Below are 15398 nucleotides of genomic sequence, written 5' to 3'. Positions count from 1 at the left end.
GCAGCATGATCAAACATTGGATCAATGGCCGTGAGGTCGAAAGCAAAGACGTCTTCGTCAACTACAACCCGGCCACCGGGGAGGCCATCGGCGAAGTCGCCAGCGGCGGTGCCGAGGAAGTGGCCCAAGCGGTCGCGGCCGCCAAGGAAGCGTTTCCAAAATGGGCCAACACCCCGGCCAAGGAACGCGCCCGGCTGATGCGCAAGCTCGGAGAACTGATCGAGCAGAACGTGCCGAAGCTGGCCGAACTGGAAACCCTCGACACCGGTTTGCCGATCCACCAGACCAAGAACGTGCTGATTCCGCGCGCTTCCCACAACTTCGATTTCTTTGCCGAAGTCTGCACGCGAATGGACGGCCATACCTACCCGGTCGACGATCAGATGCTCAACTACACCCTGTACCAGCCGGTGGGTGTCTGCGCGTTGGTTTCGCCCTGGAACGTGCCGTTCATGACCGCGACCTGGAAGACCGCGCCATGCCTGGCGCTGGGCAACACGGCCGTGCTGAAGATGTCCGAGCTGTCGCCGTTGACCGCCAACGAGCTGGGTCGCCTGGCGGTCGAGGCCGGCATTCCCAACGGCGTGTTGAACGTGATCCAGGGTTATGGCGCCACGGCCGGCGATGCGTTGGTGCGTCATCCGGACGTGCGGGCGATTTCTTTCACCGGCGGTACCGCCACCGGCAAGAAAATCATGCAGACCGCCGGGTTGAAAAAGTACTCGATGGAACTGGGTGGAAAATCGCCGGTGCTGATTTTCGAAGACGCCGACCTCGAACGGGCCCTCGACGCCGCGTTGTTCACGATTTTTTCCCTCAATGGCGAACGCTGCACCGCTGGCAGTCGGATCTTCATCCAGGAAAGCGTCTACCCGCAGTTCGTCGCCGAGTTCGCCGCCCGTGCCAAACGCTTGATCGTCGGTGATCCGCAAGACCCGAAGACCCAGGTCGGCTCGATGATCACCCAGAGCCATTACGACAAGGTCACCGGCTACATCAAGATCGGCCTCGAAGAAGGCGCCACCCTCCTGGCCGGCGGCCTGGAGCGCCCGGCCAACCTGCCGGCCCACTTGAGCCGCGGCCAGTTCATCCAGCCGACAGTGTTCGCCGACGTCAACAACAACATGCGCATCGCCCAGGAAGAAATCTTCGGCCCGGTGGTGTGCCTGATCCCGTTCAAGGACGAAGCCGAAGCCTTGCAGCTGGCCAACGACACCGAATACGGGCTGGCCTCGTACATCTGGACCCAGGATATCGGCAAGGCCCATCGCCTGGCCCACGGCATCGAGGCCGGCATGGTGTTCATCAACAGCCAGAACGTGCGCGACCTGCGCCAGCCTTTCGGCGGCGTAAAGGGTTCCGGAACCGGCCGCGAAGGTGGACAGTACAGCTTCGAAGTGTTTGCCGAGATCAAGAACGTTTGCATCTCCATGGGCAGTCATCACATACCGCGGTGGGGGGTATAGGCCCAAGCCTCATTGGCGACGATGACTCCGTGGCGAGGGAGCTTGCTCCCGCTCGATTGCGCGGCGATCGCAAAAAAATGGGGCCGCTTCGCAGCCCAGCGGGAGCAAGCTCCCTCGCCACAAGCGCTCATCGACAAAACCTGATTCACCCGCTGTCCCGAGATTCAACAAGAACAACATTTCAGGAGAATCATCATGGGCGAAGTCGTCCTGGCTGCGAAAATCTGCCACGTTCCCTCGATGTACCTGTCGGAGCTGCCCGGCAAGCACCACGGTTGCCGCGCCGCCGCGATTGCCGGCCACAAGGAAATCGGCCGTCGCGCCCGTGAGCTGGGCGCCGACACAGCCGTGGTGTTCGACGTGCACTGGCTGGTCAACAGCGCCTATCACGTCAACAGCGGCGAGCACTTCAAGGGCGTCTACACCAGCAACGAGCTGCCGCACTTCATCAAGAACATGGAGTACGAATACGCAGGCGCGCCGGAACTGGGCGAACTGATCGCCGCCGAGGCCAATGCCGTGGATGTGCGCACCCTGGCCCACAACATTCCAAGCCTGGAGTTGGAATACGGCACGCTGGTGCCCATGCGCTACATGCACATGGATGTCCCCCAAGCGCAGAAATTCAACGTCGTGTCCATTGCCGCCTGGTGCGCCTGGCATCGCCTGCAAGACAGCTTCGCCTTTGGCGCCGCGGTGCGCCGGGCCATCGAGAAAAGCGATCGCAAGGTGCTGGTGCTGGCGTCCGGTTCGTTGTCCCACCGTTTCTCCGATGATCGCAACGCCGAAGCCAACATCCACAACTGGACGCGGGAGTTCGACAAGCAGGTCGACCTGCACGTCGTCGAGATGTGGCGCCAGGGTCGATGGAAAGAGTTCTGCGCCATGCTCCCGGACTACGCCGAACACTGCTTTGGCGAAGGCAAGATGCACGACACGGCGATGCTGCTTGGGCTGCTCGGCGGGCCGGACTACGACAAGCCTGCCGAAATCATCACCGAGCCGTTCGGTAGCTCCGGCACCGGGCAGATCAACGCTGTCTTCCCTGTTTGACACCCCGGCCGCACGGCGTCCCCGTGCGGCCTGAAGGAGCCGTTCATGCCGCATTTCATCGTTGAATACACCGACAACATCGAACGCCAAGCCGACCTCCCCGGCCTGTTTGAAAAGGTCCATGCCGTGCTGGGCGACAGCGGCGTGTTCCCCCTGGGCGGTATCCGCAGCCGCGGCGTACGCCTGGACACCTGGCGCATGGCCGACGGCAAGCATGACTACGCCTTCGTGCACATGACCTTGAAAGTCGGCCATGGTCGCGACCTGGCCACCCGCCAGAAAGTCGCGGAAAAACTCTTCGAGGTCATCACCGCGCACTTCGCCGAACTCCAGGCCCAACGCCTGCTGGCCCTGTCGTTCGAGATGATCGAGCTGCACGAACAACTCAACTTCAAGGCCAACAACGTCCACGCCTTCCTCAAGGGCCAGGCCAGCTGAATCCATCTGCCCCGCCCTCCCCATCGGCCTCTCTGACAAAAAGTACAAGATCATGAGCACAGCCAATACCGCCGACACTGTCGGCACCATCGCCCACGACCGCACCCATGCCACCATCACCTGGCGGTTGATGCCGCTGCTGCTGGTCTGTTACCTCTTCGCCCACCTGGACCGCATCAACATCGGCTTCGCGAAGATGCAGATGAGCGCCGACCTGCAGTTCAGCGACACGGTCTACGGCTTCGGCGCCGGCCTGTTCTTCATCGCCTATGCGCTGTTTGGCGTGCCCAGCAACATGGCCTTGGACCGGGTCGGCCCGCGGCGCTGGATCGCTACCCTGATGGTAGTCTGGGGCGCCTTGTCCACCGGCATGTTCCTCATCGAAAGCGCCGCCGGTTTCTACGTGCTGCGCTTTCTGCTGGGCGTGGCCGAGGCCGGTTTCTTTCCCGGCATCCTGGTCTTTCTCAACCGCTGGTATCCGGCCCGGCGCCGGGCCCAGGTGACGGCGTTGTTTGCTATCGCGGTGCCAATGGCCGGGGTGATTGGCGGGCCCTTGTCCGGCGGTATTCTCGAGCATTTCCATGACCTTGGCGGCCTGCGCGGCTGGCAGTGGATGTTCGTCATCGAAGGGCTGCCGGTGATCCTGCTCGGCTTGGTTGTGCTCAAGTGCCTGCCGGACAGTTTCGAGGCGGTCAACTGGCTGACACCCCAGGCCAAGCAACAGCTGCGCGAACAACTGAGCCTTGAAGAGCAGCGCAAATCCATCACCTCGTTCTCGGCGATCCTCAACAACCCACAAGTCTGGTTGTTGGTGGCGGTGTACTTCGCCGTGATGCTGGCGGTGAACACCCTGGCGTTCTGGATGCCGACCCTGATCCACGGTGCCGGCATCGGCAGCGACGGCAAGGTCGGGCTGCTCAGCGCGGTGCCCTACCTGGCCGGCTGCTTCTTCATGATCGGCTGCGGGCGCTCCTCCGACCGCCATCGCGAACGCCGCTGGCACCTGTGCGTGCCGCTGTTGATGGCCGCGCTGGGCATCGCGGTCGCCGGGCTGTCCCCTGGCAACCCGACCCTGGTGCTCAGTGGCCTGATCGTCGCCGGCATGGGCGCCAGTGCGGCGTTGCCGATGTTCTGGCAACTGCCGCCAGCCTTCCTGTCCAACGGCACCCAGGCCGCCGGCATCGCGCTGATCAGCTCCTTCGGCAGCATCGCCTCATTCTTCGCGCCCTACCTGATCGGCTGGATGCGCGACACCACCCAGAGCGCCAGCCTCGCCCTGTACGTGCTGGCCCTGCTCATCGCCCTTGGCGGCTTGCTGGTGCTGCGCACCCGGGCTGCCATCGTCAATCCTCAATAAGAGACCCTTGCCATGCTTGACCAGACTTTCATCCAGCAAGCCGCCGCGCGCCTCGACCAGGCCGAACGCACCCGTGAGCAGGTGCGACAGTTTTCCCTCGACCACCCGGCCATCACCCTTGAGGACGCCTACGCCATCCAGCGCGCCTGGGTCGCGCAAAAGATCAAGGACGGGCGCAAGCTGGTCGGCCACAAGATCGGCCTGACCTCCCGGGCCATGCAGGTATCGTCGAATATCACCGAGCCGGACTACGGCGCGCTGCTCGACGACATGTTTTTCGATGAAGGCACCGACATCCCGTTCGAGCGCTTCATCGTGCCACGGGTGGAAGTGGAGCTGGCGTTCATCCTCGGCAAGCCGTTGAAAGGCCCGAACGTAACGGTGTTCGACGTGCTCGACGCCACCGAATGGGTGATCCCGGCGCTGGAAATCATCGATGCGCGCATCCAGCAGGTCGACCCACAGACCAAGGCGACCCGCAAGGTCTTCGACACCATTTCCGACAACGCCGCCAATGCCGGGGTGGTCATGGGCGGTCGTGCCGTGCGCCCGACCGAGATCGACCTGCGCAAGGTGCCGGCGGTGCTCTACCGCAACGGCGTGATCGAAGAATCCGGCGTCTCGGCGGCGGTGCTCAATCACCCGGCCAAAGGCGTGGCCTGGCTGGCGAACAAGCTGGCGGCCTATGACGTCACCCTGCAACCGGGACAGATCATCCTCGGCGGTTCCTTCACCCGCCCCGTGGCCGCCAACCCCGGCGATACCTTCCATGTCGACTACGACATGCTCGGTTCCATCGCCTGCCGTTTCGTCTGATCGGAGACCACCTAATGGACATGCCCATCAATACCTTCAAGCAACGCCTGCGCAGCGGCGAAGCGCAGATCGGCCTCTGGCTGGGGTTGGCCGATGCCTACTGTGCGGAGCTGGCGGCCAATGCCGGCTTCGACTGGCTGCTGATCGACGGCGAACACGCGCCGAACGACTTGCGCACCTTGCTCGGCCAGCTCCAGGCCGTGGCACCCTACCCCAGCCAGCCGGTGATACGTCCGGTGGTCGGCGACACGGCGCTGATCAAGCAAGTGCTCGATATCGGCGTGCAAACCTTGCTGGTGCCGATGGTGGAAAGCGCCGACCAGGCGCGCGAACTGGTGCGTGCCATCCACTACCCGCCCCACGGTGTCCGCGGTGTCGGCAGTGCGCTGGCCCGGGCGTCCCGCTGGAACAGCATCCCCGGCTACCTCGACAAGGCCGATGAACAGATGTGCCTGCTGGTGCAGATCGAGAGCCGCGAGGGCCTGGCCAACCTGGATGCCATTGCCGCGGTGGACGGTGTGGATGGGGTCTTTATCGGCCCGGCGGACCTGAGCGCGTCCATGGGTTTTCGCGGCAACCCCGGTCACCCGGATGTGCAAGCGGCCATCGAAGACGCCATCACCCGCATCCGCCAGGCCGGCAAGGCTGCCGGGATTCTCAGCGCCGATGAAAAACTGGCCCGGCGTTACCTCGAACTAGGCGCGGCGTTTGTCGCGGTGGGCGTGGATACGACGGTGTTGATGCGGGGCTTGCAGACACTGGCGGCGACGTTCAAGGACACACCAAAGCCGACGGTTGGCGGCGTGTACTGACACACCAATCTCTGTGGCGAGGGAGCTTGCTCCCTCGCCACAAAAGCTAGCTCCACTTGGCGGTCTCAGCGCCTGATCGCCTTCAGCTCATTGAGCAACCCCAGCAACGTCTGCAACTTTTCTTCCCCCAGTTTTTCCTGCAATCGCTGATAGTTCGCTTCCATGCTCTGGCTCATCGAATCGAAGCTCGCCTGCCCTTGCGGCGCCAGGCGCACCAGTACCCGTCGCTGATCCTGTTCGGCCTTGCGCCGCACCACCATGCCCGCCGCTTCCATGCGCACCAATACGCCGGTCATGCTGGGCTTGAGGATGCAGGCCAGTTCGGCCAGGCGATTGATCTCCAGTTCGTCGTGCTGGCTAAGGATACGGACGACCCGCCATTGCTGCTCGGTCAAGCCGTGTTGGTTGAGGGACGGCCGGAAAAACCCCATGGCCGCTTCGCGGGCCTGGAGCAGGGTCAGGGTCAAGGATTGGCGCGGCTGGGGCATGGATTAGGTTCGCGAGAAGATTTAGTTAATGAGTTAACTAAATCTTAACAGCTTCCAGCCGATGTCGAACTCATCCGTTCACACTATCCGGATGGGGCGATAGACCCCTGTGGCGAGGGAGCTTGCTCCCGCCGGGCTGCGCGGCAGCCCCTGGATCAATCAAAGCAGCGTGGCTGCACACATACCCCTGTGGGAGCGAGCTTGCTCGCGATAGCGGAGTGTCAGTTAACGATGATGTCGACTGGTCCACCGCCATCGCGAGCAAGCTCGCTCCCACGGGGCGCTCAGCGCTTCATCCCATTGAAGACAGTCATCTCGCTCAAGCGCCCTTGATCACCCCTTTGAGCACTTGCTTGAAATGCTCGACCTGTTCCTCGCTGAACTGGCCGAACACTTTGTCCTGCTGCTCCTTGGCAATCGCCCAGAGCCCCTCAGTCTCATCGATTCCCTTGACCGTCAGGCGTACCCGCTCGCCTTCATCGCTCACCAGGCCCTTGCGCTTGAGGTTGGCCACGGCTTCTTCGATCTCGCGCACCGGCATTGCCACTTCCCGCTGCAGGTCGCACAGGTTCAGTCCGGCGTCGTTCTCCAGCACCATCAACATCCGCGCTTCGCTGGTGCGCAAGCCGGTGGACAACTGACGCGGCTGGTAGCTGGCCTGGTAGGCTCGCAGCGCCTGGGTCATCAGGTAATACAGATTGTGGCTCAAGCGGCCTTGGAAATGACTGCTGGGGGACTGCCCCTCTTCCCGTCTGGTCATGCGGGTGTGGGGCAGCACCATCGAGTAGGCGCCCTGGTGGTAGAGCAACGGCGAACGGCCGAAATCATCAAAGGCCACGACCTTGCCGATCATGATCCAGTGATCGCCACCATCGACCTGCTGGAATTTTTCGCAGTGAAAACGCGCCGAGCAGTCCACAAACACCGGGGCACCGCCTTCGCCGGCCTCGAATTCGATTTCAGCGAAGCGATCATCCTTGGGTCGGGCGAAGTTGTTTGACAGGTCGATCTGGTCGGCGGCCAACACGTTCACCGCGAAATGGCTGGCGGCCTCGAACACTTCGTGGCTGCTGGAGCGCTTATCGATGCTCCACAGGATCAACGGCGGATCCAGGGACACCGAGTTGAAACTGTTGGCCGTCACCCCGACCTTGCGGCCATCTTCAGTGGCGGCGGTGACCACGGTCACGCCGGTGGCGAAGTTACCCAGGGCCCGGCGGAACGCGCGGGTGTCGAAAGCGGTATCACAAAGACTGGACATGCAAGACTCCCGGCCGCCTCAAGGGGCGGCCTCGATTATTGTTCTAGGGACAGGCGGTCAAACCATGGAAGGATCGGGATCGAGCCCCATCAGCTCACGACCGAGGATCTGCGCGCAGACGTCGTAGTCGGTGTAGGCATGGGCCCCGGTCAGGTGGGCGTCGCGAAACAGCCGTTGCAACTCGTTGCTCTCGAACCAGGCGCCGCCGCCGGCCGCCTCCATCAAGCGGTCGACGGCCTGGATGCACATCTTGGTGGCGTAACCCTGGTTGGTCCGCCAGAACGCCAGGGTTTCCCGGCTGGGGTACTCGTGGCGCTCGCCGTGTTCGGCGTGCTCCTGCCAGGTTTTTTCCAGGAAAGCACGGGCTGCCGCCACCTGATGGGTAGACTCGGCCAAGCGCATCAACGCCGGGGTGGCGGCACCGACGGCCGCGCCGGTGTAGGCCCGCACGCGGTTGCGGGTTTTCTCGCGAAAGACTTCCAGCATGCGCTCGGCCACACCCAGGCTGACCGTGGAGAAACCACTGGCGAAGTACGGCCGGTACGGCGAGTAGAAAATCTTGCTGTCCGGGTAGAGGCCGAACCCACCGGACTTGCCTTCCATCATGTCCTTGGCTTTCTGGATCCGGTGTTCCGGCACGAAAGCGTTGTCGATTATCAAGGTCTTGCTGCCACTGCCGCGCATGCCCACCGCGAACCAGTCATCGCGAATGTCATAGTCGCTGCGCGGCAGCACCGCAAAGCAATAGTCCTGGGTGCCTTCGGTGTTTTTGCGGCGGAACCCCACGATCGCCCATTCGGCATGATCGCAGCCGCTGCTCCAGCCCATTTCACCGCTGAACATCACACCGCCGTCGGCCTCTTCGGTGCGGCCAAACGGTGCGATGCTGCTGCTGGCGGTGGCATCCGGGTCATCACCCCAGATTTCCTCCTGGGCCTTGGCCGGGAACATTGCCAACTGATGGCTGTGGGTGCACAACAGGCTCATGGCCCAGGCTGTGCTGGCACAGGCACCGGCCAGCAGCGCGATGCAATCGGCGAACTGCGGCAGGGAAACCTCCAGGCCACCGTAGGGTTTGGGCTGGAAGGCCCGGTGCATGCCGATGCTCTTGAGCAAGGCGATATTTTCGGCGGGCACGCTACGGTCTTTCTCCGCCTGGAAGGCGTTTGCGGCAATGGCCGGCAGGAGGGGCTTGAGGTCTTCGAGCAGCGGGTTTGGCTTTTTCATGGACGGGCTCTTTTATTATTGGCGTCTGCCGTTCCCGCCTTTGCCCGGCAACCCGGGGCGCACAAACAGCGGGATCAGTGATTAAGGCCGGTCCAGTATGGGCAATCGCGGGCAGGTGAAAAATGCACCTTCCAGATCCAAGATTGTACTTTTCATGGGGCAGGTTTCGGCTTCCGTGGCGCCCTCGGTCAAATCCCCCGGCACGGATGATCAAGACAAGCGCCTTGCCAAGGCTCTTAATAGGGCCATCCCTTGCCAAGCCTTGCGTAGACGTGGCAACGGCGTTTTCTTTCACTTTGTCAGGTTGCGTCATGATCACTATCGAAACGCCCACCTATTACACGGCCACCAAGAAATACAACCTCAGCTTCCCCACGTTGGAACAGGACGTGGACGCCGATGTCGTGATCATTGGCGGTGGTTTCTCCGGCATCAATACTGCGCTGGAACTTGCTGAAAAAGGCATCACCAACATCGTGGTGCTGGAGGCGCGTTACCTTGGGTTCGGCGGCACCGGGCGCAACGGCGGGCAGATCATGGCCGGCATCGGTCATGACCTGGAAAAGATCAAGAAGGACGTGGGTGAAGACGGCCTGCGCCAAGTCTTCGAGATCAGCGACCTGGGTGCCGACATCATCAAGGACCGCATCGCCAAGTACGCCATCGATGCCGATTTCTGCCACGGTTACGGCTACATGGGTTTCAACGCCCGCCAGGAAAAAACCCTGCGGGCCTGGGAAAAAGATTTCAAATCGATCAACAGCAAGCACGAGATCCGCTTCCTCGGCGGCTCCGACGTGCAGCAGATCATCGGTTCCAAAGCCTATGGCAGCGCCTTGCTGCACATGGGCGGCGGACACGTGCACTCGCTGAACCTGTTGCTGGGTGAAGCCAAGGCGGTGGTCAGCCACGGCGTGCGGATTTTCGAGAACAGCCCGGCCCTGGAAGTCAGCTATGGCGAGCGCATCACCGTGCGCACCGGGCGCGGCTCGGTCAGGGCCAGCAAGCTGCTTTGGGCCTGCGACAGTTTCCTCAACAAACTGGAACCGGAACTGCACCGCTCGACCATCAACACCTACGCCTTCCAGATGATGACCGAGCCGTTGTCGGACCAACTGATCCAGCGCATCAGCCCGATTCGCGGCGCCTACAGCGACATTCGCCCGGTGATCGACTATTACCGCGTCACCAACGAAAACCGCCTGCTGTTCGGTGCCGCGACGCCGTTGGTGGAACACATCCCCCAGGACCTCAAGGCCTGGAACCGGCGCCTGATGCTGAAAATCTTCCCGTACCTCAAGGACGTGAAGATCGACCTGGCGTGGGGTGGCCCGATGGCCTGCAGCCCGAACCTGTTCCCGCAGATCGGCACCCTGCCCGGGCGCAGCAACGCGTTTTTTGTCCAGGGCTACTCAGGCTTTGGCGTCACGCCGAGCCACATCATCTGCAAGGTGCTGGCCGAAGGCATGAGCGAAGGCTCGGCGCGCTACGACCTGGTCAGCTCGATCCACCGCCCGACCATTATTGGCAAAGACGCCATTCGCCCATTGTTGCTGACGGCCGGCAAGTCCTGGCACCAGCTGTCGGGCTACTGGAACGGCCGGCGCTGAAGGCCACGATGCCAGTCAGCCATGGGAAACCTTGTGGGAGCGAGCTTGCTCGCGAAGACGGTGCAACAGTCGACATCAATGCATCCTGGCCCACCGCTATCGCGAGCAAGCTCGCTCCCACAGGGTCCGGGGTTTGACTGACTGGTATTGGACACATCCACCTCTATTTTTTCAATCATCAGGAGTCACTGCCATGCCCCTTATCACCCTTGAAAAAGACATCCAGCTGTCCGACCTGGACGCCTGGGGCACCGTCGCCGATCTCGGCTCGCAGATTCTCGAAGGCGAGGTCAAGGCCTTCGGCAAGATGACCTTCGGCGCCCCCACCGACCCGGTCAGCAGCGCCTACTTCGGCACCACCCAAGGCAAGTTCCGGATGGTCTACCCCTTCGCCGAACAAGCCACCGTGGTCACCGGTGAAGTGGTCCTCACCGACGAGGCCACCGGCCAGAGCACCCGCTACAAGGCCGGCGACAGCTGGTTCGTGACCAAGGGCACGCCGGTGCTGTGGGAAGTGGTCAGCGAAAGTTTCGTCAAGCACTACTTCGCGGTAGCCTGACCGGACAGGGCTGCCGGCCCCACCGGCAGCCCATTTGCGAAGGTAGCGACCATGAACGTCATCCCGACCCAGGACATCGCCGGCCAGTGCCTGCACGCCTTCACCCAACTGGTCCCGGTCAGCCGGGCGGCGTTCTACTGCGTGGATCGACACCTGCAGGTCCATGACTTCAGCCTCCATGGGATGAGCGGCGAGATGCACCGCGACTACCTGGACAACTACCGCCAGTTCGACCCGCTGCACCCGCGCCGCTGTGCGCCCAGCGAACTGGCCGTGGTGCCGTTGGGCCTGGCGATGGCCCGCCAACCGCTGCGTGACAACCAGCGTTATCGCGACTTCCTGCAACGCTACGGCGTGGTCGACGTGGTGGAAGTCTTCGCCCATCGCGACGGTCAGCCGCAAGCGGCTATTTCGTTGCTGCGCACCGCCGAGCAAGGCGTCTTCACCCCTCAGCAGTTGAGCCAACTCAGCGCGTTGCAGGCCTTGCTGCAACTGGCCGTGGCCCATTTGCCGGCCCATGAGGATGCGCTGGCCGACCTGACACCCAAGGAGCGCCAGATCGCCTGGCTGCTGCGCCAAGGCGTCAGCAACAAACAATTGGCCCGGGAACTGGAAGTGGGTTTGCCGACCATCAAGACTCACCTGATCCACCTCTTCCGCAAAGTCGGCGTGAGCAGCCGCACCGAGTTGGTCAGCGCGCTGTTCCTCTGATCAACCATTCGGTTGATAGGCCGCCGTTGCCCGGCGCCTCATGATCCGAGTGGTCAATTCAACCACCGGAGCCTTGCAATGAGCACATCTTCAGACTGGATCACCGTCGGCGCCCTGGCCGATGGCTTTGCCCCCGAAGCCTTCATCCTGCCCAACCTGGCCGACCTGGACGGCAAGACCTTCACCCTGCATTTCGCCAATGGCTGGCAGATCGAGCATCGCTTCGAGCAGGACACCCTGACCTGGAACGCCGCCGATGGGCACTCCAGCGGCACCGCGCCCTACCGGGCCACTTCGGTGCGCCCGGGCCTGTACCTAGTGGACTTCATCAAGCGCGAAGGCGAGCTGACGTCGTCGATAAGCCTGGTGCTCGATACCGCCAACGCCGCGTTCACCGCCGTGATCGGCCGCATGCCCAGCCAGGAACAGACCGGCGAAGGCCTCTACCTCCGCGCGTTGGCCGGCAAGCCACTGACCTCGGTTCAAGCGCAGTTCCTCCACGGCAGCCTCGATCGTCCCTGGCAACCTGGCCTGTGCCCGCACGCGCCAACCACCGAACTGGTGGGGCTGCGCAACCTGTATCGCTACAGTCCGAGCGAAGTCTACGAACACATTTACCTCAACGACCAATTCTACTCCTGGCAGTGCCTGAAGGGCGTTGAACAAGGCCTGTGCGACACCGATCGCTGCGACACCTACAAGATCGCCGACCAGTTGTACCTCTTCGTCTGGCGGGAAAAGATCATCCCGACCCTGGGCCTGGTACTGATCGACCTGCAACAGCACCGCAGCGACGGCAAGATCTTCGGTTACGCCGGCGCGTCGTTCGATGAGTTTTCCAATTTCCCGGTCAGTTCCTACTGCCAAGTGCTCAATCAGACGGAGTATCCCGATGCCTGACTCACGCACCGTGGTGATCACCGGTGCCGGCACCGGCATCGGTGCCGCTTGCGCCCGGCTGTATGCCGGCGAAGGCGCCAACCTGGTGCTGATCGGCCGCCGCCGCGAGCCCCTGGAAGCACTCGCCGAGGACATTGGTGGCTTGGTATTGGTGGGCGATGCGGCCTGCCCGAGCACCTGGGACGGCTTCATCGAGCAGATTCATGCGCGTTACGGCCGACTCGACGTGTTGCTTGCCTGTGCCGGCGGCTTGGGTATGGGCAGCGCCACCGAGACTCAGCCATCGGCCTGGGAAGCCGCCCTGCGCAGCAATCTCGACAGCGCTTTCTATAGCGCCCGGGCGTGCCTGCCTCTGTTGCAGGAAAGTGCCGGCAACATCGTGCTGATCGCCTCCATCGCGTCATTGGCGGCAGGCCCCCACGTGTGCGGCTACACCACCGCCAAGCATGCGTTGCTCGGCCTCAATCGCTCCCTGGCCAGGGATTACGGGCCTCACGGCGTACGGGTCAATGCGGTCTGCCCAGGCTGGGTGCGCACGCCCATGGCCGATGAAGAAATGCAGGCATTGATGCAGTTCCATGGCGAAACGTTGCAGCAGGCCTACGACCGGGTCTGCGCCGACGTGCCGTTGCGCAGGCCGGCCAGCGCGGAGGAAATCGCCAACGTCTGCCGGTTCCTGGCCTCGCCTGATGCGTCGATCATCACCGGGGCGACGCTGGTGGCCGATGGCGGCTCCAGCATCGTCGACGTGCCGACCCTGGCCTTCAGCCGGATGGAGGCCCGCGATGCCTGACGATCTGGATTTCAGCGGCCAGACCGTACTGGTCACGGGCGGTGCCCAAGGTATAGGCCGGGCCATCGTTGAAGCGTTTGCCCTGCGCGGCGCTCGCGTGGTGATTGCCGACCTGGGCCTGGCCCGGGCCGAAGCAGTGGCCGGCGAATTGACCGCCGTGGGCTGTCAGGTACAAGCGGTGGCGGTTGACCTGGCCGACGCGACGGCGATCTTCGACATGATGACCGCGCTGGAACAACGCTTGGGGCGGCTGGATACCTTGGTGCACAACGCCGGGTATTTCCCGTTGACGCCGTTCGCCGAAATCACCCCGGCGATACTGGAACGAACGCTGGCGGTGAACCTGTCGGCGCTGTTCTGGCTGACCCAGGCCGCATTGCCGATGTTCCGGCGCCAGGGCCGAGGCTGCGTGCTGGTGACCTCCTCGGTCACCGGCCCGCGGGTGGCGTATCCGGGGCTCAGCCACTACGCGGCGTCCAAGGCCGGGGTCAATGGTTTCATTCGCAACGCCGCGCTGGAACTGGCGGCCGAGAATGTCCGCGTCAACGGGGTCGAACCGGGCATGATCGCCACACCGGCCATGGCCAACCTGGGCGACGACGAGGTCAACCAGGACATCGCCCGCCGGGTGCCGCTGGGTCGATTGGGCCAACCGAGCGACATCGCCGGGGCCATGTTGTACCTGGCGTCGAGCCTGGCTGGCTATGTGACAGGGCAGACGTTGGTGGTGGATGGGGGTTCGACTTTGCCGGAGGTTTGAACCTGTGGGAGCGGTACCTAGCTGACGAGGGTGGTGAATGTACTGCCGCCTTCGCGAGCAAGCCCGCTCCCACACTTTCCAATGTCATTCACAAATCCTGCTCATAACAACCCCCCTTGTGGGCGCGGGCTTGCTCGCGAAAGCGGTGGGTCAGACTGCAAAGCCATTGGATATATCCACTCAAGCCACCCCCTGCCCCACCTGCAAACGACTGGAACGAAACGCCTTGGGCGACTGCTCGAACTGCTTCTTGAACGAACGGCTGAAATGCGCCGAATCGGTGAAGCCCCACTTGTAGGCAATCGAGGTAATGGACTCGTCCCGCAGGAACGGGTTGATCAGGTCATCGGCGCTGCGCTTGAGCCGGGCTCGCTGGATGTAGCGGCACACGCTGTCATCCTGCTCTTCGAACAAACGATACAGATGCCGCACCGAAATATTCAGCCGATTGGCCAGGCCCACGGGGCTGAGGCCTGGCTGGGTAAGTGATTCGTCGATGACCTTCTGCACATAGCTGCGCAAATGGCTGCCCTGCAACGCCACCCCTTCGTCACGGCCATCGCTACCCTGTTCCAGGGCCGAGCCCAACAGCGAAACGAAGGCACTGTGCAAGGCTTCACCCTCGCCCGCCGCGCCCTCGCCGTCCGGTGTGTCCTTGCACAGTTGATCCATCAATACATGCAGCATCCGCCCACACGCCTTGCTGGACGAAACCTTGCCGAAGGTCTTGGTTTCCCCGCCCAGTTGCCGCGACACGTCCTGGCGAGACAAGGACAGCACCGCGTGCTCGATCAGGCCGAACGGGGTGATCTCAAGCGCGCCTGCCGAATCCATCAACAACAATTCACCGGGCGCCAACTGGATGCTCCGGCCGTTCTGGGTAATGCGGCAGTAGCCGCTGCGCTGGCTGACCAGGAGGCAATCCTGGTCATCATCATGATCGGCGTTGGGGGAGTGACGCTTGATGTTACCGGCATTGGTCCGCAGGTTGGCGAGGGCAAGGCCTCCCCGATGAAAATTCGACACTTCACCAATGAACAGCGCGCGATTGAAGGCCAGCTCGGTATCGAAGTGGCCGCAAGTCGCCCGCAGATCCCGGTTCCAGGTGTCCAGACCGTCCTGCCCAACCTGTTGCATGCTCATGGCA

General features: G+C 62.8%; 16 protein-coding genes. 12 read left to right on the top strand and 4 right to left on the bottom strand.

Annotated features, from left to right (window positions below; genetic code table 11):
* Positions 1 to 5 precede the first annotated feature (5 nt).
* From hpaE to hpaI, 6 genes are all read left to right on the top strand, one after another.
* The gene (hpaE, locus tag ACIPQ1_RS11690; RefSeq protein ID WP_446534125.1) at positions 6 to 1466 is read left to right on the top strand and encodes a 5-carboxymethyl-2-hydroxymuconate semialdehyde dehydrogenase; all 1461 of its coding nucleotides are present in this window, start codon (positions 6 to 8) and stop codon (positions 1464 to 1466) included.
* A gap of 195 nt (positions 1467 to 1661) precedes the next feature.
* A complete protein-coding gene (hpaD, locus tag ACIPQ1_RS11685) occupies positions 1662 to 2519 on the top strand; it encodes a 3,4-dihydroxyphenylacetate 2,3-dioxygenase (protein WP_411384569.1) in 858 nt (285 codons plus the stop codon).
* A 45-nt stretch (positions 2520 to 2564) separates the two neighbouring features.
* Complete coding sequence (locus tag ACIPQ1_RS11680) at positions 2565 to 2957, top strand: 5-carboxymethyl-2-hydroxymuconate Delta-isomerase (protein WP_250964125.1); 393 nt, start codon at positions 2565 to 2567, stop codon at positions 2955 to 2957.
* A 52-nt stretch (positions 2958 to 3009) separates the two neighbouring features.
* Positions 3010 to 4314 carry an MFS transporter gene (locus tag ACIPQ1_RS11675; protein ID WP_186730908.1) on the top strand — a complete coding sequence of 435 codons (1305 nt, stop codon included), beginning with the start codon at positions 3010 to 3012 and terminating at the stop codon, positions 4312 to 4314.
* Positions 4315 to 4326: 12 nt separating this feature from the next.
* Positions 4327 to 5130 carry a 2-oxo-hept-4-ene-1,7-dioate hydratase gene (hpaH, locus tag ACIPQ1_RS11670; protein WP_186707411.1) on the top strand — a complete coding sequence of 268 codons (804 nt, stop codon included), beginning with the start codon at positions 4327 to 4329 and terminating at the stop codon, positions 5128 to 5130.
* Positions 5131 to 5144: 14 nt separating this feature from the next.
* The gene (gene hpaI / locus ACIPQ1_RS11665; protein ID WP_250964127.1) at positions 5145 to 5942 is read left to right on the top strand and encodes a 4-hydroxy-2-oxoheptanedioate aldolase; all 798 of its coding nucleotides are present in this window, start codon (positions 5145 to 5147) and stop codon (positions 5940 to 5942) included.
* Positions 5943 to 6007: 65 nt separating this feature from the next.
* Here the strand turns inward: hpaI and hpaR are convergent, their stop codons facing one another.
* From hpaR to ACIPQ1_RS11650, 3 genes are all read right to left on the bottom strand, one after another.
* The gene (gene hpaR, locus ACIPQ1_RS11660; RefSeq protein WP_250964128.1) at positions 6008 to 6430 is read right to left on the bottom strand and encodes a homoprotocatechuate degradation operon regulator HpaR; all 423 of its coding nucleotides are present in this window, start codon (positions 6428 to 6430) and stop codon (positions 6008 to 6010) included.
* Between the two features lie 319 nt (positions 6431 to 6749).
* A complete protein-coding gene (locus ACIPQ1_RS11655; RefSeq protein WP_446534124.1) occupies positions 6750 to 7691 on the bottom strand; it encodes a p-hydroxyphenylacetate 3-hydroxylase reductase component in 942 nt (313 codons plus the stop codon).
* Between the two features lie 57 nt (positions 7692 to 7748).
* Complete coding sequence (locus ACIPQ1_RS11650; RefSeq protein WP_446534123.1) at positions 7749 to 8918, bottom strand: p-hydroxyphenylacetate 3-hydroxylase oxygenase component; 1170 nt, start codon at positions 8916 to 8918, stop codon at positions 7749 to 7751.
* 311 nt (positions 8919 to 9229) lie between these two features.
* On the opposite strand from ACIPQ1_RS11650, the gene ACIPQ1_RS11645 reads away from it, so the two are divergent.
* The 6 genes from ACIPQ1_RS11645 to ACIPQ1_RS11620 all read left to right on the top strand — a co-directional run bounded on the left by ACIPQ1_RS11645 (position 9230) and on the right by ACIPQ1_RS11620 (position 14251).
* Complete coding sequence (locus tag ACIPQ1_RS11645; protein WP_411384565.1) at positions 9230 to 10528, top strand: NAD(P)/FAD-dependent oxidoreductase; 1299 nt, start codon at positions 9230 to 9232, stop codon at positions 10526 to 10528.
* A gap of 193 nt (positions 10529 to 10721) precedes the next feature.
* Positions 10722 to 11087, top strand: a complete 366-nt coding sequence (locus tag ACIPQ1_RS11640; RefSeq protein ID WP_046065473.1) for a cupin domain-containing protein — start codon at positions 10722 to 10724, stop codon at positions 11085 to 11087.
* Positions 11088 to 11138: 51 nt separating this feature from the next.
* Positions 11139 to 11798, top strand: a complete 660-nt coding sequence (locus ACIPQ1_RS11635) for a helix-turn-helix transcriptional regulator (protein ID WP_446534122.1) — start codon at positions 11139 to 11141, stop codon at positions 11796 to 11798.
* A 78-nt stretch (positions 11799 to 11876) separates the two neighbouring features.
* Positions 11877 to 12698 (top strand): molybdenum cofactor biosynthesis F family protein, encoded by an 822-nt coding sequence (locus ACIPQ1_RS11630; RefSeq protein WP_446534121.1) that lies wholly within the window; start codon positions 11877 to 11879, stop codon positions 12696 to 12698.
* Complete coding sequence (locus ACIPQ1_RS11625) at positions 12691 to 13491, top strand: SDR family NAD(P)-dependent oxidoreductase (RefSeq protein ID WP_250964134.1); 801 nt, start codon at positions 12691 to 12693, stop codon at positions 13489 to 13491. The genes ACIPQ1_RS11630 and ACIPQ1_RS11625 overlap by 8 nt, the downstream gene beginning before the upstream one ends.
* Positions 13484 to 14251: an SDR family oxidoreductase gene (locus tag ACIPQ1_RS11620; protein ID WP_250964135.1), complete on the top strand. Its 768-nt coding sequence runs from the start codon at positions 13484 to 13486 to the stop codon at positions 14249 to 14251. Before ACIPQ1_RS11625 ends, ACIPQ1_RS11620 begins: the two co-directional genes overlap by 8 nt.
* 180 nt (positions 14252 to 14431) lie before the next feature.
* Here the strand turns inward: ACIPQ1_RS11620 and feaR are convergent, their stop codons facing one another.
* Positions 14432 to 15394, bottom strand: coding sequence for a transcriptional regulator FeaR (gene feaR, locus ACIPQ1_RS11615; protein ID WP_186707401.1), 963 nt, complete (start codon positions 15392 to 15394; stop codon positions 14432 to 14434).
* Positions 15395 to 15398: the final 4 nt, after the last annotated feature.

The organism is Pseudomonas sp. LARHCG127 (genome assembly GCF_052871455.1).
This window is presented reverse-complemented; position numbering and strand designations above follow the sequence as displayed.